Origin of the sequence: Proteus genomosp. 4 str. ATCC 51469, from assembly GCF_003144375.1 — a bacterium.
GTDB lineage: Bacteria > Pseudomonadota > Gammaproteobacteria > Enterobacterales > Enterobacteriaceae > Proteus.
Genome location: NZ_PENV01000001.1, coordinates 299,588 through 323,447, shown reverse-complemented (window position 1 = coordinate 323,447; position 23,860 = coordinate 299,588). Strand labels below are relative to the sequence as shown.

Genomic DNA, 23,860 nt, shown 5'->3' with positions numbered 1-23,860 from the left:
TAAATGGTCAAAGTATCTTTGGAAAAAGAAAAGATAAAGTTTCTACTCCTTGAAGGTGTGCACCAAAGTGCAGTAGAAAATTTAAGAGCTGCGGGTTATACCAACATTGAATATCACAAAGGTGCGTTATCGGACGAAGAATTAAAAGAAGCTATCCGTGATGCACGTTTTGTTGGTCTTCGTTCCCGCACTCATTTAACAGAAGAAATTTTTGCAGCCGCTGAAAAATTAGTTGCTGTAGGATGCTTCTGTATTGGGACCAATCAAGTTGATTTAGATGCGGCAGCTCGTCGCGGTATCCCTGTTTTCAATGCGCCTTTCTCAAACACTCGTTCCGTGGCTGAGATGGTGCTAGGTGAATTACTGTTATTACTGCGCCGTATTCCGGAAGCCAACGCGAAAGCACATCGTGGTGTTTGGGATAAGCAAGCCAAAGGCTGTTTTGAAGCGCGTGGTAAAAAACTAGGTATTATTGGTTATGGCCATATTGGTACACAGTTAGGTATTTTGGCTGAAAGTGTCGGTTTAGATGTTTATTTTTATGACATTGAAAATAAACTGCCACTGGGTAATGCAACACAAATTCGTCATCTGTCTGAACTATTGAATATGTGTGACATTGTCAGCTTGCATGTACCAGAAACACCATCAACAAAGAATATGATTGGTCATGAAGAAATTCAGCGCATGAAACCAGGTTCAATTCTTATCAATGCTTCTCGTGGTACAGTGGTTGATATTCCTGCATTAGCACAAGCGTTAGAATCAAAACATTTATCTGGTGCTGCCGTTGATGTGTTCCCATCTGAGCCAGGTGCAAATAACGATCCTAACGATCCGTTTGTCTCTGAACTTATTAAATTCGATAACGTGATATTAACGCCACATATCGGTGGTTCAACACAAGAAGCGCAAGAAAATATTGGTTATGAAGTTGCAGGTAAATTAGCTAAATATTCAGATAATGGTTCTACGCTATCTGCGGTTAACTTCCCTGAAGTTTCATTACCAAGCCACGGCGATGATGTAAACCGTTTACTGCATATTCATGAAAACCGCCCAGGTATGATGAATAGCATCAATAATGTGTTTACTGAACAAAACATCAACGTGGCAGCACAATTCCTGCGAACTTCAGGCAATGTCGGTTATGTTGTGATTGATATTACAACGCAAACCAAGGCTCAAGCAGAGTTAGTGTTGCAAAAAATTAAAGCATTACCTGGTACTATTCGTGCTCGTATGCTGTACTAATTATTGATGTAATCATCAGTAAAATATTGAAGGCTCGGTATTTCGAGCCTTTTTTGTTTTTTAAACATTATTATTGAATTTGCTGTTTCCATAATTGGTAATAAAGCGCTCTATTTTCAAGCAAATTCGAATGTGTTCCTTCTTCTAATATCCGTCCTTTATCCATGACATAAATATAATTTGAATGTGCTAAGGTATTGAGGCGATGTGCAATACTAATCACGGTTCTGTTTTTACAAATCTGAGGTAAATTTGCCAAAACTTGCGCTTCAGAGATGTAATCTAATGCTGATGTGGCTTCATCTAAAATAAGAATACGTGGGTTTGTTAATAAAGCTCTTGCCAGTGCAATACGTTGACGTTGCCCTCCTGATAAATTAGCTCCTCGCTCTCCGACTTGAGTGTTAAATCCTAAAGGAAGTTGCTCAATAAACTCTAGAGCGCCTGCAAGTTGGCATGCTTCTATTAATTCTCTTTCATTTGCATTGGGTTTTGATAAACGAATATTTTCGATAATAGATCCACTAAATAAAAAACTTTCTTGTAGAACAATACTAATACTTTGGCGTAATGAGAGAGGATCAGCGATAGCCAAATCCATGCCATCAATATAAATTTGTCCTTGTTGAGGCGTATAGAGACGTTGAATTAAACGTGTAACGGTACTTTTTCCTGAGCCAGAGCGACCTGTAATACCAATAAATTGTCCAGCAGGAATAGAAAACGAGAGAGATTCAATAACATCTGGCGTATGAGCGGTATAACGAAAATAGACATTTGAAAAATCAATACACCCTATGATTTTGGGTACTGTTGCTAATCCATAATATTGATGTTCTGTCGGCGTATTTAAAATTTCACCGATACGACGTAGAGAAATCGTTGCTTGTTGAAAATCCTGCCAGCATTGTGCTAAACGTAAAATAGGTTGTGTGATATGCGCAGTAAAGAGATTAAAGGCAATAAGTTCACCCACGGTCATTTGTGCATTAATAATTAAATTAACACCTTGCCACAAAATAATCGCTATTGTGATTTTATGAATGATAAATATAAGCTGCTGAGCTAATAAAGTTTTTTTAGTAGCTGAAAACCGTTTGTTAATATGGTCGGTGAGTTTATATTGCCATTTGTCGATAAAGAGATTTTCTGTTGCTGTAATTTTGATAGTTTCTATACCGTTCATTGTTTCGGTTAATAGGCTGGTATTATCAGCATTAGCTTGATATTCCTGCTCAACCCAATAACGAATAAGAGGGCCAAGGATCAGCCAAAGTGTAAAATAAACAATTAATGCCCCTAACGTTACCCAAGTTAATGGTGCGGAATAAGTAAACATTACAGAAATAAACACAATAATAAAAATCAGATCGAGCACTAACATTAATGCGGAACCAGTAATAAATTGACGAATATGTGAAAGCTCTTGAATACGAGCAATTATTTGGCCTGACTGTCTCTGATTAAAAAAAGAACTCGGTAAGCGAATAAGATGCTGATAAATTTTTCCTGAAAAATCGGCACTAAATTGGCAAGAAATAAATACATACAATTTGTCTCTTAGAAAAAGATAAACAGGTTCGGTAATTGCTATTAAGAGTAATAAATAACCCAATAGATGTAAGTTTGATAAATTTCTTCCAGTTAATACCTTATCAATTAATGTTTCAAAAATTAAAGGGTTAACTAATGCGAAGAGTTGGCTACAACATGATAAAATAAAAATCAGTAAGAGTGATTTTTTTTGTTTTAAAATAGTAGAAATAAACCAATTAATATTAAATTTATTACGCAATGACGTGTGTTGTTGGTTGCTTATTAATACTATACTTAATTTTTGTTTTTTATCTATTCTATATTCAATAGTACTATTTCTTTCGAGATCGAATATTATCAAAAAATTTTCATTTTTTTCTTTTAAAACATACCATTTGTTATTTATTTCAATAAGGATATCAATAAGATGATGTTTTTTACTCTCATAATCAATAATATCGAATTTACATTTTAAATTAAGTAATTGAGCTGCTTCTAAAATATTCCATTCATTAAATGAAGTGTCATTTCCAAGAAAATGAAAAATGTTCTCCCTTTTTATATTTCTATTATTTTTTTTAGAAAAGTAAATTAATCCATCAATAATAGAGCAAGGGTATTGTTTCATTTTTGCTACATTGGTTATATTTTTCATGATATTAAATACCCAATCCTATTTTTCAGTCAGTGCGTTATATCGATAAACTTCTATTGGGCTTAAAATATAATCAATAACTCGGCGTTTATCCGTAATTATCTCGGCAACTAAAGACATCCCCGGAGTAAGTTGATAATATTGATTATTCTTTTCAATGGTTTGTTTATTTAATTTAATTGTAGCGGGGTAAACTAAACCTAATTGTTCATGTTGAATAGAATCTTTAGCGATATTAATAATTTCCCCTTCAATTGTGCCATAACGAGTATAAGGAAAAGCATCTATTTTTATCATCGCTTTTTGTCCTATGTGAATAAAACCGATATCTCTATTGAGAAGATTAACCTCTGCAAAATTCTCTTGATGATCGGGTACTATCGTCATGACACTTTGTGAAGGTTGTAATACACTGCCAAGTGTATAAATAGAAATTTGTTGCACTGTTCCTGTAATGGGCGAACGTACTATTTTGAGTTGCTGTCGCTTTTGGAAATGATTAAGATTTTGAGTATAAATTAATAACTCGCTCTCATATTTCTTATACTTATCATGCCATTCTAGTTTTTTTTGTTTTTCTAATTGATTTAAATTTTTATTTAATTGTTGTTCTTGGCTTTTAATAATATGTAATTCTGCATTTTTTATTGTTATTGAACGATTTATTTCTAATAATTCTTTTTCGCTTTCAAGATATTCCATCTTGCTAATTATTTTTTTATTGTAAAGATTTTCTCTAATAATAAATCGTTGCTTTATGTTTTTTTGTATTTTTTTTAAAGACAATAGATCATTGTAAGTTAATGTTTGATTTTTATTATTTACTTCAATTTCGGTTTCTAATACATTTATGTTGCTATCAAATTCATCTTTCTCTTTCTGATAACCTAATAAGATTGATTTTTTTATTTTATTATCTAATTTATTAAAATGATAAAGATTTTTAGGTGATACTTCTTGGCTCAAGGCTTGATAGCGAATTTTAAGTAATAGTAGATCATCCCTTTTTTTTCTTATGCCTTTAATTTCCTCATCAATACCCAATATATCAAGTGTTAATAAAGCATCACCTTGATTAACTTTTTGCCCATCTTTTACATGAAGAATAGCCAATCGACTAGACTCATGTATTTGAATTATTTGGGAACGTCCAGTAACGACAAGCTTACCCATTGCAGGGGATTGCACATCTAATTTCCCAAAATAAACCCACAAAATAAAAGCCACAATACTGAGTGAAATGATAGAAGCAATATAACGGCTATAAGGGGTCAATGGTTTTTCTATAAGAGCTATATGATTAGGATAAAAATCATAGTAGAGCGACTTTTTATTAGGTTGAAAGACCGTCGATAATAAGTGTTTTATATTTAGTTTCATGCTCAACATCCTTGTTGAATTTGCCAAAGTTTTTTGTAATCACCATTATTTTTAATTAAAACTTCGTGTCTCCCTTCCTCTACAATTTGTCCTTTATTTAACACAATAATACGATGACAATCTCGTATTGTTGACAGACGATGGGCAATGATAATTACGGTTTTATTTTGTGTAATAAGTGGAAGGTTATTTTGAATAATCGTTTGAGAATCATCATCTAACGCGCTGGTGGCTTCATCAAAGATCAAAATTTTAGGTGATGTTAATAAGGCTCTAGCAATAGCAATACGTTGACGTTGCCCTCCTGATAAGGAAGTTCCTCCCTCGGTGATCAAAGTGTCATATCCTAACGGTAATTTTAAAATAAACTCATGTGCGCCTGCGATTTTTGCAACATCAATCACTTCTTCTAAAGAAGCTTGAGGGTGCATCAGTTTAATATTGTCAAAGATCGTTAAGTGAAATAAAAAATTTTCTTGTAGTACAAAACCAATTTGTTGGCGTACACACTTTAAATGAAGCAGTGATAGCGGAATATTATCAAATTTTATACAACCTGATTGTGGTGTATACAGACCCGAAATCAGACGCGCTAAGGTGCTTTTCCCCGAACCGGAAGTTCCCACAATACCAATAACTTCATGTTTTTTTATCTGTAATGAAATATTGCGTAAAATAAGTGGTGTATTATTTTGATAACAGAAACTTACGTTATCAAACGTAATGTCACCTTGAAGTTTGGTGTTTGAGCCTATGATATTTTGCTCATTAGGTAGATTAAGAATATCTTGTAAATTATAAATGGCTGTTTTTGTTCTGATATATTTTCCCCAAACATCAATAGCGACTGCTAAAGGTTGTAGGCAATATCCTAGTAGCATAATAAAGGCAATTAGCTGACCAATTGTCATTGAGTGTGAAATCACTTCATAAGCACCTAGCCATAGCAGTAATGCTGTTGTTGTTTTATTGATAAATAGCACAATGAAGCGAGAGAGTGAGTCTATACTCTGAAGTGTTAAATTTTTACAGGTAAGCTGATGAATTTGTGTATGCCATTGTTGTGTAAATCTAGGCTCCAGAGAAAGGCTTTTAATGGTTTCGATGCCACTTAAACTTTCGGTAAGAAATGCCGTATTAGTCGCTATTTTTTGATAAAGCTGTTGAACGGCTTGTTCTATCTTTGGGGCAAGCAATTTAGCCAAAATAAAATAAAGTGGAAGGGTTGCCATAAAAAATAATGTTAGCTTTATTGATAAAATTGCCATGACAAAGATAAATATAAAGATAAAAGAAAAATCGACAAATAACATTAATAATGTATTGGTGATAAAATTTCTAATAATATCTAACTCTTTTACTCGAGTTACAATGATCCCTGTTTGTCGAGACTTAAAGTAACTTATGGGTAATTTTAATAAATGGTTAGCCATTTTTAAACTTAAGCTGATATCAATTTTATTTGCGGTATGATGATATATATATTCTCTAATGCCTTTCAAAGTTCCTTCTGAAATAGCAATAAAGATCAATCCAACCACTAATACATCAAGTGTTGATAATGCTTGATGTACAATTACTTTGTCCATAATGATTTGTGTAACTAAAGGACTAGCCAAAGATAACAACTGTAAGATTAATGAATAGAATAAAACACGATAAAAAATAGCTTTGTAGCGTATGAATATAGGGAAAAACCAATTGATATCAAAATAATGTTGTGCTTTAAAATCAAGATAATAAGCATGGGTTATATTTATCTTAATGATTTTATCTTTATTAACTTTCTCTATTTTATGAGTTTGATAATTATAAATAAGAAAATCATTTTTATTTTGTTTTAATAATATGAATAAATTTTTATTTTCGTCATAAAAAATAATTTTATGATTAAGTTGTTTTTTAAATATAAGTGATAATTTTATTCTTTTAAATTTAAATCTATATTCTTTTTCTAAATCCTTTATTGTGTGATTGTTTTTTATTTCTATTTCTTTGTTTTTAGTTAGGTTGATAATAATGTTAATGCATTTTATAAGATGAACATCTTTTTCATTTTTCATTTAAATAAGAATACCTTTAGATTGGTTGGGGTATAAAAAGGTATTTAAAGTTTTTTCTAAAATAAAAAATATAAAAAAACACAGATAATGTTCGGTGTTTTAAAATGAGTTGTTCAGAATATTAAAAATTCCATATTTTTTCTGGAGTGATGATCTCAGGTAATGGAACATCCCAATTTGCAATAGGGAGATGTTCAACTTGTTGGCAAGCATGAGCAAGCCCTATTGGATAAAATGATTTTTGTTGCCAGTTTTCTAACGTTCTATCGTAAAAACCGCCTCCCATACCTAATCGTTGGCCTTGAGCATCAAAAGCCACTAATGGTGTAAAAATAATATCGATATTATCTGGGGGAATAACTGCATTTACATTTAAAGGCGGTTCTGAAATTGCAAAGCGATTTTTCACTAAAACAGTGGTTGGTGTATAACGTAAAAAGAGAAGATGATGGCGATGAAAAGGGTGTAAAACGGGTAAACAAATCTGTTTCTTCATTGCCCATAATTGTGAAATTAAAGGTGATGTATCAATTTCACCATCAAAAGAGAGAAATAAGGCAAGGGTGTGTGCATGTTGGATTTTGGGATGACTGAGAACGCGTTTACATAATTGATGTGCAGCTTGCTGTTGCTGTTGTGATGTGAGTAAACGTCGTTTTTGGCGAATTGCTTTACGTATCTCATCTCTTTGTTGAAACAGTGACGTCTGAGTCATTCATCAATCCATCAATAAGTAGTGGTCATTAAGTGGGAATTATCATTTTAGTCAATTTATCACACTTTAGAGGTAAGAAAGCGGAGAAGTTGAAAAATTAAGGAATTAGAAGCATAAAAAAAGTTCTAAATATTAAGTATTTATAAAATACTCAGTATTCAGAACTTTAGTAGAGGTCTCCAAGATGCCGCCGTAGGCTGTAACCCTTGAACCCATGGTCCAAGGTGAACATAGTGTTGTTACCATTAGGCTGCCTGAACGAATCAGGTATGCTCACAAGTAACAGATCACCACATTCTATGTGTTTCGAATATCGGCTCAGGGGACTGGCCCACTGGCAAACATCTCAGAGAAATTTGGTGGATGCTGTTAAGCACCTTATCTATGAACTATTGTATTATTTTAATTGTAGAAAGCAACCTATTATCTGTGAATTTCGTGGCGTACGCATGCTTTCTGAACAAATCTACTTCGCAGTTGAAAAAGTGCGATCGTGGTGCTTGCCTTGATCGTGTAAAGCTTGTTCAATAGATTGTTGTAGCATTTTTATCTTCTCTTCCATGTTGTAGGCATAGTCTCTAGTTTTTAACTTTTCTTCTGCCAACTCATGACTCATATTTAATGCCACGATAAAAATTAAGTGCTCTGTATTGGAAACACCACTGCGCTCTTTGAGATCTTGTAATCGTTGTTCAAGTTCAGCAGCAGAAGCCAGTAAAGCATCTTTTTGTTCTGGTGGGCAATTGACACGTAATGATCGCCCAAAAATTTGAAGTTCAACGGGTTGTGCGGACATGATTCCTTCCTGACATAAAATCTGTGCTACGTGTTGAGTAGTGTATACGGTTATAACGCTGTATTAAACGCTATTACTACAAAAATTCCAATGATTAACATGGCTTAACTGGTACAGCGACTTCTATTGATGGTAGCATATCTTGAACTATTCCCCTAAATGCGACGTTTATTCTTATGTCAAAACAAAACACATTACCAAATTATCAATCTATTGATGCTTTATTACAGCAACATACTGTGCCTTTAACGGCAGCTGAAATGCACGGATTGATTACAGGATTTATTTGTGGCGCTGTGCGCGACAGCAGTTGGAAAACCTTATTGCATGATTTAACCAATGAAGGTTTAGCTTTCCCTAAAACGTTATCAGACCCACTCGAAGCGCTTTATCACATTACTTATGAACAACTTGATGACAGTGTATTTAACTTCTCAATGTTAGTTCCCGATGAATCCGAATCCGTTTTTCTAAGAGCAGATGCTCTTGCAGGGTGGGTTAATCATTTTCTTTTAGGCTTGGGTGTTGCACAACCTAAATTATCTGAGCATAAAGAGTTGACTGAAGTTATCACCGATTTACGTAATATTGGTGCGCTAGGTTATGAAGAAGATGAAAACCAAGAAGAACTTGAAGATGCGCTAGAAGAAGTTAGCGAATATGTGAAAGTATCTGTTCAACTTTGTTATATCACATTTGTCGCACCAAAAGACAAAGAAAATAATGAACAAAATGAGCAACGTATACTACATTAATGGCATCATTCATTAGATAATCATAAAGATAAACGAAAGACAGGAGTGGGTATGAATAAGCAAGAATTTTTATCCCGTCGTCAGGCATTATTAGCTCAAATGAAGCCTGCGAGTGCCGCCATCTTTTTTGCCGCACCACCAGCGCAACGTAATGCGGATAGTGAGTATCCTTATCGCCAGCATAGTGATTTCCTTTATCTAACTGGTTTCAGCGAACCTGAGGCTATTCTTGTACTGATTAAGAGTGATGAAACACATAACCATAGTGTGCTCTTTAATCGTGTAAGAGATTTAACGGCTGAGATCTGGTTTGGTCGTCGTCTTGGACAAGAAGCTGCGCCTGAAAAATTAGGTGTTGATAAGGCACTTCCTTATGAAGATGTTGGTGAGCAACTTTACCAATTATTAAACGGATTAGATGTTGTTTATCACGCTCAGGGCGAATATGCATTTGCTGATGAAATCGTTTTTAATGCATTAGAAACCTTAAGAAAAGGCTCTCGTCGGAATTTAAAAGCGCCTCAAACTATTATTGATTGGCGTCCTCTCGTTCATGAGCAACGTCTCTTTAAATCTGACTTTGAACTTGAATTACTGCGTAAGGCAGGAAAAATTACAGCGTTAGCACATACTCGAGCGATGCAAAAATGTCAGCCGGGTATGTATGAATATCAGCTGCAAGGTGAAATAGAACATGAGTTCGTTTCTCACGGCGCTCGTTTCCCTTCATATAACAGTATTGTAGGGAGTGGTGAAAATGGGTGTATTCTTCACTACACCGAAAATGAAACCAAAATGCGTGATGGGGATTTAGTACTCATTGACGCAGGCTGTGAATATGAAGGTTATGCAGGTGATATCACTCGTACTTTCCCTGTCAATGGTAAATTTAGCCGTCAACAACGTGAAATTTATGACATTGTATTAAAATCCATCAATGTATCTTTGGAATTGTACAAACCTGGTACAAGCATCAAAGAAGTCACTGAGCATGTCGTGTATATCATGGTCGAAGGATTGGTTAAACTGGGCATTATGCACGGTGAAATTGAGCATCTTATTGAAACCAAAGCTTATCAGCGTTTCTTTATGCATAGCCTAAGCCATTGGTTAGGCCTTGATGTTCATGATGTTGGACATTATGGCACAGATCGTGACCGTATTTTAGAACCAGGCATGGTGCTGACTATCGAACCGGGATTATATATCGCGCCAGATGCCGATGTTCCACAAGAGTATCGCGGTATTGGTATTCGTATTGAAGATGACATTGTTATCACTGAAACGGGTAATGAGAACTTAACGGCATCTGTCGTTAAAGATCCTGATGAAATTGAAGCTCTGATGGCAGGAAAAATTTAAGGCTAAAATCAGTATGAATGTGATTATTGTGGGTGGTGGAATGGCGGGTGCAACATTAGCACTGGCTCTTTCTGCATTAAACAAAGGCAATATTTCAATTTCGTTAATTGAAGCAAGAGAGCCTGATAATGGGCACCCTGGATTTGATGCAAGAGCGATTGCATTGGCCCATGGAACCGCAAAGCGGTTATCACAAATTGGGCTTTGGTCGACATTAAAACCTTTTGTTACCCCCATTAATCACGTTCATGTCTCAGATAGAGGTCATTGTGGTTTTGTTAATATTCATGCACAAGACTATGATATATCCGCTCTGGGTTATGTGATTGAGCTGCATGACGCAGGACGGCAACTCTTTGCCAAGCTAAAAAAGCAATCTAATATCACGCTTTATTGCCCTGCTAAAGTTGAACAAGTTCAGCGTAATATAGACTGCGTTGAGGTAACGCTTGATAATGGTACGCAATTAACAGGTGATTTACTGATTGCAGCAGATGGTACAAATTCGCCTATAGGCCACCAATGCCATATTCAATGGCAACGTGAGCCTTATCATCAAGTCGCCGTAATTGCTAATGTCAAAACAGAAATAGACCCAGAGGGAAAAGCCTTCGAGCGTTTTACTGAATTTGGCCCATTAGCAATGCTACCGATGAGTGAAGGACGTAGCTCATTAGTGTGGTGTCATCCGATTGAAAAATGGGATGAAATTTCACGGTGGGATGATGAAACAACCATCGCACATTTACAACGTGACTTTGGCTGGCGTTTAGGAAAAATAGAGCATATCGGTAAACGAAATTGCTATCCTTTAGCGCTACAAAAAGCCAATCAAATTATCAGTCACCGTTTAGCCTTAGTAGGCAATGCATCACAAACACTCCATCCTATTGCTGGACAAGGCTTTAACCTTGGTTTACGTGATGTTATGACACTCGCCAATACGCTCACTCAAGCGATTAATACTAAGACTGATATTGGTAGTTATCGAGTGCTCTATCAATATCAACAACTTCGCCAACAAGATAGAGAAAAAACAATCTCTATTACTGATGGGTTGGTGAAAGTGTTTGCAAATCGTTGTGTGCCACTGATTGTTTCTCGCAACTTAGGATTAATGACGATGGAGTTGCTCCCAATGATGAGAGATAAATTGGCGCATCAAACACTGGGCTGGACAGACTAGAGCGTGTTGATCTTTGATGGTCAATTTTCATCGAACCTATAAGGCTGTTTTTTAACGTCTATTTTTATTTTAAGTGGTCATTGTTAATATCAATCAATACTTAAAATAATAGATAGGTTGCTTTATAAACTTTTTTTGTTTTAAAAATAAGCAGAAAAGAACAGCGCGCTCTAAAATAATCGCTTTTTAGGATATTTTATTATGAAATCATTTGATGTTGTTATTGCTGGTGGTGGAATGGTTGGGCTTGCATTAGCCAGCGGATTACACGGGTGTGGATTACGTATAGCGATAATAGAAAATCACCCAGTAACAAAACATTTTCACCCGCAAGATGATTTTTCATTACGGGTATCCGCTATTAATACTGCCAGTGAGATGTTGCTGAAAAAATTAGGTGTTTGGGAAAACTTAAATGCTTTACGAGCAACGCCTTACCAAGGTATGGAAGTTTGGGATCAAGATAGTTTTGGTCGTATTGAATTTTCGGCACAAAAAGAAGGGTTCAGCCATTTAGGCTCTATTATCGAAAATAACCTTATTCGAGAAGTGCTTTGGCAAAAATGTGAAAGTCACAGTGATATAACCTTCTATTCATCGACACAAATTGAACGTGTTGTTTGGGGGGAAAATGATGCATTTATTACCCTTAATGATGGTGAAATGTTGACGGCAAGATTAGTTGTCGGGGCCGATGGTGCTAATTCATGGTTACGTAAACATGCAGATATTCCTCTGACTTTTTGGGATTATGAACACCATGCATTAGTCGCGACTATCCGTACTGAACAACCTCACGACAATGTTGCTCGCCAAGTCTTCCATGGTGAAGGTATTTTAGCATTTCTACCTCTTTCTGATCCTCATACTTGTTCTATTGTTTGGTCTTTACCAAGCCATCTAGCTGAACGCTACAAAAATGCAGATAAAACCTTATTTGAGCGCACATTAGGTGTGACATTTGATATGCGTTTGGGTCAATGTGAATTAATCAGTGATCGCATGACAATACCACTAACTGGTCGTTATGCACGCCAATTTGCAGCGCCTCGTTTAGCGTTATTAGGTGATGCGGCACATACTATTCATCCTTTAGCAGGGCAAGGCGTTAACCTAGGTTTTATGGATGTTGCAGAGTTAATTGGTGAGATCCGTCGCTTAAAAGCAGAAGGTAAAGATTTTGGTGAATATCTCTATTTAAGACGATTTGAGCGTCGTCGCAAACATGCGGCTGCTGTGATGTTAGCCAGTATGCAGGGATTTCGTGAACTTTTTGCTGGCAACAATCCAGTCAAAAAGCTGGTTCGAGATATCGGTCTTTCGTTAGCAGATAGTTTACCGGGCGTAAAACCAAAGTTACTTGAACAAGCAATGGGGCTTTCTGATTTACCTGAATGGTTAAGTGATAAAAATTTCACTTCAGTTGAAAAAATCTAATTCCTCTCTTATTTCACATTACTTTTATTTATATCTGACTGAAGAAATAGAACTAAAAAAATCTATTTTTTCAGTCTATTCTTTGCACTAATTCCTTTTTTACAGGAATTCCTCGCTAAAAATGAGCGCTGATACGCATAATTGCAATCATTAGTTCTGCATACTCATATCTCTCTATTATGATTGAGAGACACAATACCCTATTTTAACTTATGGTTTATTTTTTCTGACAATGCTAAGTTCAAGAAGATGGTATCGTTTGCGTTGTACGTTAATTGCTCGTATTTGTTAAATTCCTGTTTAAAAATAAACTTAAACTCGTGATTAATACGCTGATTTCTAATCAAGTTTAATTTTATATTTAACAAATTGCGTTCTCTGAATAATCTAAAGTAAAAGTAGAAAGAGGGAAGAATGGCAAAACAGACTCCGTTGTATGATGAGCACGTAGCCTGCGGTGCTCGTATGGTCGATTTTCATGGTTGGATGATGCCACTGCATTATGGCTCTCAAATAGATGAACATCACAATGTACGCCGTGATGCAGGTATGTTTGATGTTTCTCATATGACCATTGTTGACTTACATGGCTCGCAAGTTAAAGATTTCCTACGTTATTTATTAGCGAATGATGTCGCTAAACTCACCGAAAAAGGTAAGGCGCTTTATACCGGTATGCTTAATGCTTCAGGCGGTGTAATTGATGATCTTATCGTCTATTACTTTGATGATTCTTTCTATCGCCTTGTGGTGAACTCCGCTACTCGTGAAAAAGATTTGGCATGGATTGAGCAACATGCTTCAAATTACGTGGTTGATATTACTGTTCGTGATGATTTGGCATTAATCGCGGTTCAAGGTCCTCACGCACAAGAAAAGGTTCAACGTTTATTAACTGAACAGCAACGCCAAGTTGTTTCCGCTATGAAGCCTTTTTATGGTGTAGAGCTTGATGATTTGTTTATCGCAACAACAGGCTATACCGGTGAAGCGGGTTATGAAATTGCGATGCCAAAAGAGCAAGCCGTCAATTTCTGGAAAAAATTATTAGCGGTAGGTGTTAAACCTGCCGGATTAGGTGCAAGAGATACATTACGCTTAGAGGCTGGAATGAATCTTTATAGCCAAGAGATGGATGAAACTATTAATCCGCTTGAAGCTAATATGGGCTGGACGATTGCGTGGGCACCTGAAGATCGTCAATTTATTGGTCGAGAAGCATTAGAAAAATTACGCGCAACAGGCACAGATAAACTTGTTGGACTTGTTATGCGAGAGAAAGGTGTGCTACGCGCAAGTACTGCCGTACACTTTACTGATGATTTGGGTGAATTAAGAGAAGGTGTGATTACAAGTGGTACTTTCTCGCCCACATTAGGCTTTAGTATTGCATTAGCAAGAGTTCCCGCAGGTATTAAAGATAGCGCAATTGTATTAATGCGTAATCGTGAAATGCCAGTAGAAGTTGTTAAACCTGGTTTTGTTCGTTCAGGTAAAGCATTGGTATAACACGCACAATTATTTTAAATGGAGAGTAAGGTCAATGAGTCAAATACCTAGTGAATTAAAATACGCGCAGTCTCATGAGTGGGTCCGTTCAGAAGGCAATGGTGAATACACTATCGGTATTACTGAACATGCACAGGAATTATTAGGTGACATGGTGTTTGTTGATCTACCTGAAATGGGTAGAGAAGTGGCAGCGGGTGATGATTGTGCAGTAGCAGAATCAGTAAAAGCTGCTTCAGATATCTATTCACCATTATCGGGTGAAATTATCGCAGTAAATGAAGAGTTAGATGGTTCTCCAGAGCTGGTAAACAGCGCACCTTACGGAGAAGGTTGGCTATTTCGCATTAAAGCAAATAATGAAAGCGAATTAGATGACCTACTTGATGCTGCTGGTTATCAAGAGCTGGTAGATAGCGAAGAATAAAACTAAACGCCCCGTCAAACCATGCCGGGGCGTTTTTATTTATTAGCTTGTTATTTATAGCTATCACTACGTTCTTTAAGCCATGGCTATTACCTATCCATTCATCGTGAATTCAGGAAATTACTTGCAATGACACAGACTTTAAATCAGTTAGAGTATCGTGATGAATTTATTCGTCGCCATATTGGTTCATCACCAGAACAGATTAAAGAGATGCTCAGTGCTGTTGGCGTCTCCTCATTAAATGAATTAACCCAAAAAATTGTTCCAGATAATATCCAACTAGATACTCCACCAAATGTGGGAGCAGGAGCAACAGAGCAAGAAGCCTTGGCTGAACTTAAAGCCATCGCCAGCCAAAATAAGCGATTTACTTCTTATATTGGTATGGGTTATGCGCCTTCTGTATTGCCTCCAGTGATTTTGCGTAATTTATTAGAAAATCCGGGCTGGTATACCGCATATACACCGTATCAGCCAGAAGTGTCTCAAGGTCGCCTTGAGTCGCTGCTGAATTTCCAACAAGTCACTATTGATTATACGGGAATGGATCTTGCTTCTGCGTCGTTACTTGATGAAGCAACGGCTGCCGCTGAAGCAATGGCGATGGCAAAACGTGTAAGCAAACTAAAAAATGCAGATCGTTTCTTTGTCGCTGATGATATTCATCCTCAAACCCTAGATGTGGTAAAAACACGAGCAGATACCTTTGGTTTTGAGGTTGTTGTTGATAAAGCGGAAAAGGTATTAGAGCTTGAGGGTGTTTTTGGTGTGCTATTACAACAAGTTGGCACAACGGGTGAAGTTCATGATTACAGTAAGTTATTGACTGAACTGAAAGAACGTAAAATCATTACTAGTGTTGCTGCTGATTTAATGGCGCTGGTGGTATTAACAGCACCGGGTCATCAAGGCGCTGATATCGTATTAGGTTCAGCACAACGTTTTGGTGTACCTATGGGATATGGTGGCCCTCATGCGGCATTCTTTGCTTGTCGTGATGAATATAAGCGAGCAATGCCAGGTCGTATCATTGGTGTGTCTCGTGATGCCGCGGGTAATCGTGCATTACGCATGGCAATGCAAACTAGAGAACAGCATATTCGTCGTGAAAAAGCCAACTCCAATATCTGTACGTCTCAAGTTTTACTTGCCAACATTGCGGCTATGTATGCGGTTTATCATGGGCCAGAAGGGTTAAGAACCATCGCTCAACGTATTCATCGTTTAACGGATATTTTGGCTGCTGGTTTACAGCAAAATGGTATGGCCTTACGCCACCAAACTTGGTTTGATACCTTAACAGTTGAAACAACAGACAAAGCCGCTGTATTACAACGTGCAAAAGACGCTGAAATTAATTTGCGTACTGATATTGTGGGTGCCGTTGGTGTCACATTAAGTGAGATTACAACTCGTGAAGATGTATCAAAGCTTATTGAGATCATAAGTGGTAAAGCATTGGTGGGTGATATTGATGCACTTGATAAACAAGTCGCTTCATCTTCAGCATCTATTCCCGTGTCTATGCAACGTAAAGACACTGTGTTAACACATGAAAATTTTCATCATTATCACAGTGAAACTGAAATGATGCGTTATATGCATCGTTTAGAAAATAAAGACTTAGCTTTAAATCAAGCCATGATCCCATTAGGTTCATGTACGATGAAACTAAATGCAGCTGCTGAAATGATCCCAATTACATGGCCTGAATTTACAGAGCTACATCCATTCTGCCCAGCCTATCAAGCGAAAGGCTATCAGGTGATGATTGGGCAATTGGCTAATTGGCTTGCTGCATTAACCGGTTATGATGCAATGTGTATGCAACCAAACTCTGGGGCACAAGGGGAATATGCGGGTCTATTAGCAATCCGCCGTTATCACCAAAGTCGTGGTGAAAATGCACGTCATATTTGTTTAATTCCAAGCTCTGCACACGGTACTAACCCTGCGTCTGCCCATATGGCAGGCATGACTGTGGTGGTTGTTGGTTGTGATGACAATGGCAACATTGATATTGCAGACTTAAAAGCCAAAGCAGAAAAACATCAAGCTGAACTCTCTTGTGTGATGGTGACATATCCATCAACACATGGTGTTTACGAAGAAGGCATTCGTGAAGTTTGCGAGATCATTCATCAGTATGGCGGACAAGTTTATCTTGATGGCGCCAATATGAATGCGCAAGTAGGGATAACTACACCCGGCTTTATTGGCTCTGATGTTTCTCATTTAAACTTACATAAAACCTTCTGTATCCCTCATGGCGGCGGCGGTCCAGGTATGGGGCCTATTGGTGTGAAATCACACTTAGCGCCATTTGTACCGGGACATTCTGTTGTTGAAATGGAGAATGTCACTACACAAGGTGCCGTTTCTGCTGCTCAGTTCGGTAGCGCTTCAATATTACCAATTAGTTGGATGTATATTCGTATGATGGGGTCACAAGGGCTTAAACAAGCAAGCCAAGTGGCAATCTTAAATGCGAACTATATTGCGCAACGACTGAAAAATGACTATGACATTCTTTATGCTGGTGCTGATGGTTATGTCGCACATGAATGTATTATCGATATTCGTCCATTAAAAGCGAATTACGGTATCAGTGAAATGGATGTGGCTAAGCGTTTAATTGACTATGGATTCCACGCTCCAACCATGTCATTCCCTGTTGCGGGTACATTGATGATTGAGCCGACAGAATCAGAAAGTAAAGTAGAAATTGACCGCTTTATTGAAGCATTGCTTTCTATTCGTGCTGAAATTGCACTGGTAGATAAAGGTGTATGGCCAATTGATGACAATCCATTAGTTAATGCACCTCATACACAATATGAATTAGTGCAAGAGTGGTCACACAGTTATAGCCGAGAATGTGCTGTATTCCCAAGTGAAGCAACGAAACAAAGCAAATATTGGCCTGCGGTTAAACGTCTTGATGATGTGTATGGCGACCGCCATTTACATTGTTCATGTGCGCCAATTAGTGATTACGAATAAGCTTTAATCTAACAATATTCCTAAATAAAATACCGATGGTTAAGTTAGCTATCGGTATTTTTTGTTATGGATTATTATATTTCTTTTTTTCTATATGTAACTAAAAGAGAGTAGTAGCTAGCAAGTGAGTTATTATAAACAAACTCTATTTTTTCTTTAGGGTTTAGTCCGTTATAATCAACAGAGGTATTCTGTTCTGCTGATAATTCATCAAGTGATGAGAGACTTATTTCTTTCTGGAAGAAAATAGAATTCCCTTCTTCTCTAGCTGCGATTATGTTATTCCATTCTGGTTCATTATTTATCCAAATATATTTACTTCGATCTAACTTTCCACTGAATTTTTTACCTTCTAATTCATAAATTATTGTTTCTTTTACTTTGCTATCTGTTGTACTTTCTGTATGAATATCAGCCGAGCCATATTGTAGCCCAAATTCAAAACATGACGATATTTTTTTTGAATTACTGTTTATTTTGTTTAATTCTATTTTAGTTGCACCTAATTGAATTAATATATCTATTAACTCTGTTTCTTTTAACTTATTTAATATGGTTGAGTAAGTTGCAATGTCAATCATTAAATTAGGGTATGAATTATTATCTGGATGTTTTTTATATACAAATTTATCTATAGGATGATTCACTTGAAACTCTGTATTTGGTGATAACTCATTCTTTGTCAAGATAAAATCATCATATAATTCTTGTAATTCTTCTTTACTTTTATCAATCTTCCCCAGACTGAGTTTACTACCAGTTATTAAGGATACTAATCCACCTTTTTGTCTTTTATAGAGACTACGAGTAGTATCAAATTCACTTAAAATATCTGGGAGATACCAAGAATCACGTATTTCTTTATTTATATCTTCATCTTTATAAAGTTGCTCTATATCTTGAAAGTTTGGTTCGATATAAGTTGCATAAAAAGATGACTCTTCGAGTTTTATAATTATATCATTTTTTGATTCATTATTTTTAGCATAAATAAACATAAAATTTCCTTTTTCTATTTCTTGAAAAATGACATGAAAGTAATCTTAAGAGTAGAAATTAAAATATTTAATTTTTTCGAAATGGCTTTAATTTAAATTTGTGGTCTATTTTAAATTGTTTGAATAGACCACGGGAATAGATTTACTTTAACCAGCCTTTTTTCTGTGCCTCTAATAATTGAGGGTAGAGATATTGCCAAAACTCTGGCCACTGTTTTTCAATAAACAGATTGCGCGCTAATACTTGTTCTAAGCGGATATTATTTTCTACCCAACTTTGACCTTCATTATGTAAGTTCATCAGCATTGGCATGGCACGATCAAGAATATTAGCAAACTGAGATTCAGGTGTTTCAGCTGCATCATATTCCAGCCATAAATTGAGGAAATATTCACTTTGTGGAGATGGTAATAAAGCAAAAATGCGTCTTGCAGCTTTTTGCTCGTGTTCTTTGATGGCTTCACGAGCTGCAACGTCATACACCATAACGTCACCAGCGTCGATTTCAACGATATCGTGGACTAAAGCTAATTGAATAGCACGGCCCATATCAATATCGCCCGCATAAGGTTGGAAACTCATTGCAGCAACCGCAAAATGCCAGCTATGTTCTGCCGTATTTTCAGAACGGCTATTGTCTAATACATTATTTTTACGATAAACACGTTTAAGTTTATCTAATTCCATAATGAAATTAATAGTTTCTGAAAAGGGGCCAAAAGCCCCATTAGTTTGTTGTGTCATAAAAATCCATTCTGATTTAAATAAGCGTTACTCTTCTTCTAAAGAGTAAGGAAGCGGTTTAATGGATAAGCGACTGATGTTATCGCCTTGGACACGAAATACGCTGTCAGCTTCCATGTCGTTGTTCATAATAACTTCTGCAAGAATAGTATTATCAGCCATACGTACAGCACTTAATACAGTGCCCGTTTTACGCCATTTATCCTCACCCAATTGCCACTCAATACTACCGCCAATTTCTGGTAACTCAGTACTACCACCAGATAATAGATACATAGCACGTTTATTGGCACCTCTGAATTTCGCACGAGAGACCATTTCTTGCCCTGTATAACAACCTTTTTTAAAGCAGATACTCAGTGGCAATGCTTGTAGGTTTGTTGCTTGAGGTAAAAACTGTTCGATATTTGGGGTATCAATAATAGGGTATCCAGCTTCAATATCTAAAGCTAACCATTGCTCACTATCACTTGTTTGCGCTTTTAATGTCGTGGCTAGATTTTTTGCTGTTTCTTCGTCAGTGACAATTAAGAAACGTTCAGTAGGTAAAGGCAGTTGAAGAATATAAGTATTGTCGTGATTAACGACTTCGTTCGCTTTGCGAGGAATATTAGGAAAATAGTCAGCTAAAGCCTGAGCCGCGCCTTGTCCTGCTAATCCTAATAATACGGCTTGTGTATTTTCTGCTAAGGTTATTTTTGAAAATACTGCGTATTTCTTTAATTCAGTCAGTTGTTTTTGTGCGACATTTTTACGCAAAATATAAGCAAAACCGTCTTGCATATGGAAAAAGCGTAATGTACTCCACATTTTTCCTTTTGCTTCACAGTGTGCTGATAGTGTATGCGTGGTTGCAGGAAGTGCTGTAATATCGGTAGTTAATTGGCCTTGTAGATATTTTTCACTGTCAGCACCGGTTGCTGTTATCAGTGACCATTCATCTAAAGAAATCAGTGTTAACGGTAAATTGATTGCCGCATGAGGGCGTTTAGCCTGAGTCGAATTTTGAGTCATGATGTCACCAGCGATTAAATTAATCAGATACATCAGTTATGGTAAAAGAGTCACAAGACAATGCAAGTCATTATTATTTATAACGCACAGAAAATGAACCTGACAAATAATCAATAAATGTGTGTTCAATATGGTGTCTATGAGACGAACCCTGCAAACTGTGATCATTTTGATGTTAAAAATTTCGTGATAAGACTATCATCGGAAGCAGGAAGAAATCGTAGTATTTCTTGATTTGAACAATGTAAAGAGCAGAGTATGACTATCGATATAGAGAATAAAGCACGAATTAACTGGGCATGTCGCCGTGGAATGCGCGAGCTGGATATTTCTATCATGCCTTTTTTCGAAAATGAGTACGATACGTTATCTGATAACGATAAAGCGCTTTTTGTTCGTTTACTCGAATGTGCAGATCCTGATTTATTTAACTGGTTAATGAACCATGGTCGTCCTGACGATGAATCGCTCTATTATATGGTGAAGTTAATCCAAGAGCGTAATCGGGCGAGAATGGCAGAGATCGTTGATAAATATTAATAAAAAAAACGTATAAAATCAGCGATAGGCTAAATAATAATTTTTTGTTGATTATAAATGGCGCTTTTATTATCCAATAAAGGCGTTTTTTTATTTCTATATAAAAAATAATATTAGTCATGTTCTAAAATATGATGAAATAAAGAACAAGTTTGCGATAAAAATGCGTGTTATCTCTATAAATTACCGTTTAAATGATTTTTTTTCACGATTATCTTCTGAATATTTAGTCAATCAGGTATGCTCATTTTATTAAAACAGTAATTAAAAAAGAATAAAAATTACGTACTTATTATTAAATTGTGTTTTTTTTGATTAAGTATAAAAAGTCAAAAATAATAAAAAATTACATCTAAAATATAAGGTAAACTATTTACAAGGTTAAAAAAGAAGTTACATTATAAATAGGTTATTCTTTAACGCTATTTATATCGGTATAGAACTAAAGCAGGAGTTAATATAACTCGTGATCTTATGGAAATCGCATCTTACAGTGTCATGGTTTACACAACTCTTTTCAACGGCAATTTATGTTGCTTTTGAAATAGGCTTATTGCTATATCCATGGCCTCCCGATTTTATTTATATTTGGGTGCCTTTATTACTATTTTTGATTGGAAGCTGGTATTTTACGCAAAAAAACATTAGTCGAATCAAAGGCGATTTTGCTTTACTGAATGGCAATAGAGTGCAATGGAAACTTCATGAGTGGCAAATAACAAAGCGCCCTTGGATTAGTCGATTTGGTACTCGAATAACACTGACCTCTATTTTGAATAAAAAACAAATCACGTTATGGGTCGCTTTTGATAGTATGACTGAAAATGAATGGCGTAATTTTTCGCAATTATTAATGCAATACCCAGATATTTAATCTCTGGGCATTATATTTATAGATTTTCTTCTATTTCACGTAAAATTTGCATACACCATTGTGATAAACGTTCATCAGTTTCTTCAAATTGATTAACGTCATCTAATGCAAGACCAACAAAATACTTACCATCATCTGACAACGGTTTTGGGCTGACAAACTCATATCCATCAACAGGCCAGAACCCAATAAATTTAACGCCACTTGGCAATAAATGATGGTAAAGCATACCTAGTGCATCAAGAAACCATTCACTGTAATCGATTTGGTCGCCCATTCCATACATTGCAATAAGTTTGTTTTTTAAATTTAATGTTGGCAATGTTTCCCAAATATTGAGCCAATCTTCTTGGATCTCGCCAAAATCCCAAGTGGGAATACCTAAAATAAGAATGTCATATTGCTCCATAAGCGTGATATCACACTCTTGAACATTATGAAGATCAACGAACTCTTCACCGAGAATATCACGAATTTTTTCTGCTGCCATTTCGGTGTAACAGGTGCTAGAACCGTAAAATAGACCAATTTTCATAAAGATTTTTAGGATATTTTTGCCAATAAAGGTCACTATTGTATCAGAAAAAAAGTTTTATAAGGCATAATGTAAAGGCAATAAACTAAAGAGCAGGAGAGTAAGACTGTGCCACAAACCAAATTATCGACAAAAAAAACAACGCAAGCTCATGAAGATACAGATATTATCATTGAGCAATTTCTCGACAATATTTGGTTAGAGCAAGGATTATCAGCCAATACACTCAGTTCTTATCGTTTAGATTTACAAGCATTAGGTCAATGGCTTATACATCATCAATTGGATTGGTTATCTGTGACCACCTTGGATTTACAATCCTTTCTCGCAACGCGTCTTGATGAAGGTTATAAAGCCAGTAGTGCTGCTCGTTTGCTCAGTACAATGCGTCGATTATTTCAATATCTTTATCGTGAAAAATTACGTTTAGATGATCCTAGTGCATTGCTCTCAACCCCAAAATTGCCGAAACGCTTACCTAAAGATTTAAGTGAACGGCAAATAGATGATTTACTCAATGCGCCTTGTATTGATGAGCCATTAGAATTACGTGATAAAGCAATGCTTGAAGTGCTTTATGCCTGTGGGCTTCGTGTGTCTGAGTTAGTGGGATTATCTCTTTCTGATATCAGCTTACGGCAAGGTGTATTAAGAGTGATCGGTAAGGGCGATAAAGAAAGATTAGTCCCTTTAGGGGAAGAGGCTATTTACTGGTTAGAACAATATCTGCAATATGGAAGACCCACTTTAATGCAAGGAAAAACAGACGATATTGTTTTTCCTAGCCTAAGAGGGCAGAAAATGACACGACAAACTTTCTGGCATCGGATAAAACATTATGCTGTGATTGCTGGAATTGATACTGAAAAGTTATCACCCCATGTGTTGCGCCATGCATTTGCAACACATCTTTTAAATCATGGAGCAGACTTGCGTGTTGTACAGATGTTATTGGGGCACAGTGACCTCTCTACAACACAGATTTATACCCATGTTGCAACAGAGCGCTTGAAAGTGCTTCATCAGCAACATCATCCAAGGGGATAGCCATCAACACGCTGGCATTAAATAGG

Annotated in this window: 20 protein-coding genes and 1 other RNA gene; 11 read left to right on the top strand and 10 right to left on the bottom strand. The window is 36.3% G+C overall.

All coding sequences use genetic code 11. The features are described 5' to 3' along the window. The first annotated feature begins 3 nt into the window (after window positions 1-3). A complete protein-coding gene (serA, locus tag DK866_RS01525; RefSeq protein ID WP_109407437.1) occupies window positions 4-1,254 on the top strand; it encodes a phosphoglycerate dehydrogenase in 1,251 nt (416 codons plus the stop codon). Between the two features lie 70 nt (window positions 1,255-1,324). On the opposite strand, the gene DK866_RS01520 is transcribed toward serA, so the two are convergent. The 6 genes from DK866_RS01520 to zapA all read right to left on the bottom strand — a co-directional run bounded on the left by DK866_RS01520 (window position 1,325) and on the right by zapA (window position 8,399). Beyond that, complete coding sequence (locus DK866_RS01520; RefSeq protein ID WP_244179636.1) at window positions 1,325-3,445, bottom strand: type I secretion system permease/ATPase; 2,121 nt, start codon at window positions 3,443-3,445, stop codon at window positions 1,325-1,327. Window positions 3,446-3,463: 18 nt separating this feature from the next. After that, window positions 3,464-4,825: an HlyD family type I secretion periplasmic adaptor subunit gene (locus DK866_RS01515; RefSeq protein ID WP_109407436.1), complete on the bottom strand. Its 1,362-nt coding sequence runs from the start codon at window positions 4,823-4,825 to the stop codon at window positions 3,464-3,466. 2 nt (window positions 4,826-4,827) lie between these two features. Beyond that, complete coding sequence (locus DK866_RS01510) at window positions 4,828-6,888, bottom strand: peptidase domain-containing ABC transporter (RefSeq protein ID WP_109407435.1); 2,061 nt, start codon at window positions 6,886-6,888, stop codon at window positions 4,828-4,830. A gap of 121 nt (window positions 6,889-7,009) precedes the next feature. After that, window positions 7,010-7,603: a 5-formyltetrahydrofolate cyclo-ligase gene (locus DK866_RS01505; protein WP_109407434.1), complete on the bottom strand. Its 594-nt coding sequence runs from the start codon at window positions 7,601-7,603 to the stop codon at window positions 7,010-7,012. Between the two features lie 172 nt (window positions 7,604-7,775). Beyond that, window positions 7,776-7,959: non-coding RNA, 6S RNA (gene ssrS / locus DK866_RS01500), on the bottom strand. Window positions 7,960-8,069: 110 nt separating this feature from the next. Next, on the bottom strand, window positions 8,070-8,399 hold the full coding sequence (gene zapA, locus DK866_RS01495) for a cell division protein ZapA (RefSeq protein WP_036934918.1): 330 nt from the start codon (window positions 8,397-8,399) through the stop codon (window positions 8,070-8,072). 176 nt (window positions 8,400-8,575) lie between these two features. On the opposite strand from zapA, the gene DK866_RS01490 reads away from it, so the two are divergent. From DK866_RS01490 to gcvP, 7 genes are all read left to right on the top strand, one after another. After that, window positions 8,576-9,154 (top strand): YecA family protein, encoded by a 579-nt coding sequence (locus DK866_RS01490; RefSeq protein ID WP_109407433.1) that lies wholly within the window; start codon window positions 8,576-8,578, stop codon window positions 9,152-9,154. Window positions 9,155-9,205: 51 nt separating this feature from the next. Then, window positions 9,206-10,516: a Xaa-Pro aminopeptidase gene (gene pepP / locus DK866_RS01485; RefSeq protein ID WP_109407432.1), complete on the top strand. Its 1,311-nt coding sequence runs from the start codon at window positions 9,206-9,208 to the stop codon at window positions 10,514-10,516. Between the two features lie 13 nt (window positions 10,517-10,529). Continuing rightward, complete coding sequence (ubiH, locus tag DK866_RS01480) at window positions 10,530-11,702, top strand: 2-octaprenyl-6-methoxyphenyl hydroxylase (RefSeq protein WP_109407431.1); 1,173 nt, start codon at window positions 10,530-10,532, stop codon at window positions 11,700-11,702. 201 nt (window positions 11,703-11,903) lie between these two features. After that, complete coding sequence (gene ubiI / locus DK866_RS01475; RefSeq protein WP_109407430.1) at window positions 11,904-13,139, top strand: FAD-dependent 2-octaprenylphenol hydroxylase; 1,236 nt, start codon at window positions 11,904-11,906, stop codon at window positions 13,137-13,139. A gap of 414 nt (window positions 13,140-13,553) precedes the next feature. After that, a complete protein-coding gene (gcvT, locus tag DK866_RS01470; protein ID WP_109407429.1) occupies window positions 13,554-14,648 on the top strand; it encodes a glycine cleavage system aminomethyltransferase GcvT in 1,095 nt (364 codons plus the stop codon). 34 nt (window positions 14,649-14,682) lie between these two features. After that, window positions 14,683-15,075, top strand: coding sequence for a glycine cleavage system protein GcvH (gcvH, locus tag DK866_RS01465; protein WP_109407428.1), 393 nt, complete (start codon window positions 14,683-14,685; stop codon window positions 15,073-15,075). A 129-nt stretch (window positions 15,076-15,204) separates the two neighbouring features. After that, window positions 15,205-18,081 (top strand): aminomethyl-transferring glycine dehydrogenase, encoded by a 2,877-nt coding sequence (gcvP, locus tag DK866_RS01460; RefSeq protein WP_109407427.1) that lies wholly within the window; start codon window positions 15,205-15,207, stop codon window positions 18,079-18,081. 74 nt (window positions 18,082-18,155) lie between these two features. On the opposite strand, the gene DK866_RS01455 is transcribed toward gcvP, so the two are convergent. The 3 genes from DK866_RS01455 to ygfZ all read right to left on the bottom strand — a co-directional run bounded on the left by DK866_RS01455 (window position 18,156) and on the right by ygfZ (window position 20,838). After that, window positions 18,156-19,079: a hypothetical protein gene (locus DK866_RS01455; protein ID WP_109407426.1), complete on the bottom strand. Its 924-nt coding sequence runs from the start codon at window positions 19,077-19,079 to the stop codon at window positions 18,156-18,158. 142 nt (window positions 19,080-19,221) lie between these two features. Beyond that, entirely contained in the window at window positions 19,222-19,824 is a 603-nt protein-coding gene (locus DK866_RS01450) for an HD domain-containing protein (RefSeq protein WP_109407425.1), read from the bottom strand. Window positions 19,825-19,851: 27 nt separating this feature from the next. Next, window positions 19,852-20,838 (bottom strand): tRNA-modifying protein YgfZ, encoded by a 987-nt coding sequence (gene ygfZ, locus DK866_RS01445; RefSeq protein ID WP_109407424.1) that lies wholly within the window; start codon window positions 20,836-20,838, stop codon window positions 19,852-19,854. Window positions 20,839-21,102: 264 nt separating this feature from the next. Between ygfZ and sdhE the strand changes: the two genes are divergently transcribed. Next, window positions 21,103-21,378: an FAD assembly factor SdhE gene (gene sdhE, locus DK866_RS01440; protein ID WP_036938885.1), complete on the top strand. Its 276-nt coding sequence runs from the start codon at window positions 21,103-21,105 to the stop codon at window positions 21,376-21,378. Between the two features lie 466 nt (window positions 21,379-21,844). Then, on the top strand, window positions 21,845-22,252 hold the full coding sequence (locus DK866_RS01435) for a protein YgfX (protein ID WP_109407423.1): 408 nt from the start codon (window positions 21,845-21,847) through the stop codon (window positions 22,250-22,252). A 16-nt stretch (window positions 22,253-22,268) separates the two neighbouring features. On the opposite strand, the gene fldB is transcribed toward DK866_RS01435, so the two are convergent. Next, window positions 22,269-22,787, bottom strand: coding sequence for a flavodoxin FldB (fldB, locus tag DK866_RS01430; protein ID WP_109407553.1), 519 nt, complete (start codon window positions 22,785-22,787; stop codon window positions 22,269-22,271). Between the two features lie 108 nt (window positions 22,788-22,895). Here fldB and xerD point away from each other — a divergent pair, with 108 nt between their 5' ends. Continuing rightward, window positions 22,896-23,834: a site-specific tyrosine recombinase XerD gene (gene xerD, locus DK866_RS01425; RefSeq protein ID WP_109407422.1), complete on the top strand. Its 939-nt coding sequence runs from the start codon at window positions 22,896-22,898 to the stop codon at window positions 23,832-23,834. Window positions 23,835-23,860 lie beyond the last annotated feature (26 nt).

Excerpts from the sequence above, each read along its gene's own strand:
- DK866_RS01505 (WP_109407434.1), bottom strand. The coding sequence starts at position 7,603 with ATGACTCAGACGTCACTGTTTCAACAAAGAGATGAGATACGTAAAGCA.
- DK866_RS01490 (WP_109407433.1), top strand. The coding sequence starts at position 8,576 with ATGTCAAAACAAAACACATTACCAAATTATCAATCTATTGATGCTTTA.
- zapA (WP_036934918.1), bottom strand. The coding sequence starts at position 8,399 with ATGTCCGCACAACCCGTTGAACTTCAAATTTTTGGGCGATCATTACGT.
- serA (WP_109407437.1), top strand. The coding sequence starts at position 4 with ATGGTCAAAGTATCTTTGGAAAAAGAAAAGATAAAGTTTCTACTCCTT.
- ygfZ (WP_109407424.1), bottom strand. The coding sequence starts at position 20,838 with ATGACTCAAAATTCGACTCAGGCTAAACGCCCTCATGCGGCAATCAAT.
- DK866_RS01510 (WP_109407435.1), bottom strand. The coding sequence starts at position 6,888 with ATGAAAAATGAAAAAGATGTTCATCTTATAAAATGCATTAACATTATT.
- DK866_RS01450 (WP_109407425.1), bottom strand. The coding sequence starts at position 19,824 with ATGACACAACAAACTAATGGGGCTTTTGGCCCCTTTTCAGAAACTATT.
- gcvT (WP_109407429.1), top strand. The coding sequence starts at position 13,554 with ATGGCAAAACAGACTCCGTTGTATGATGAGCACGTAGCCTGCGGTGCT.
- ubiH (WP_109407431.1), top strand. The coding sequence starts at position 10,530 with ATGAATGTGATTATTGTGGGTGGTGGAATGGCGGGTGCAACATTAGCA.
- fldB (WP_109407553.1), bottom strand. The coding sequence starts at position 22,787 with ATGAAAATTGGTCTATTTTACGGTTCTAGCACCTGTTACACCGAAATG.
- DK866_RS01455 (WP_109407426.1), bottom strand. The coding sequence starts at position 19,079 with ATGTTTATTTATGCTAAAAATAATGAATCAAAAAATGATATAATTATA.
- DK866_RS01515 (WP_109407436.1), bottom strand. The coding sequence starts at position 4,825 with ATGAAACTAAATATAAAACACTTATTATCGACGGTCTTTCAACCTAAT.
- DK866_RS01520 (WP_244179636.1), bottom strand. The coding sequence starts at position 3,445 with ATGAAAAATATAACCAATGTAGCAAAAATGAAACAATACCCTTGCTCT.
- gcvP (WP_109407427.1), top strand. The coding sequence starts at position 15,205 with ATGACACAGACTTTAAATCAGTTAGAGTATCGTGATGAATTTATTCGT.
- ubiI (WP_109407430.1), top strand. The coding sequence starts at position 11,904 with ATGAAATCATTTGATGTTGTTATTGCTGGTGGTGGAATGGTTGGGCTT.
- pepP (WP_109407432.1), top strand. The coding sequence starts at position 9,206 with ATGAATAAGCAAGAATTTTTATCCCGTCGTCAGGCATTATTAGCTCAA.
- gcvH (WP_109407428.1), top strand. The coding sequence starts at position 14,683 with ATGAGTCAAATACCTAGTGAATTAAAATACGCGCAGTCTCATGAGTGG.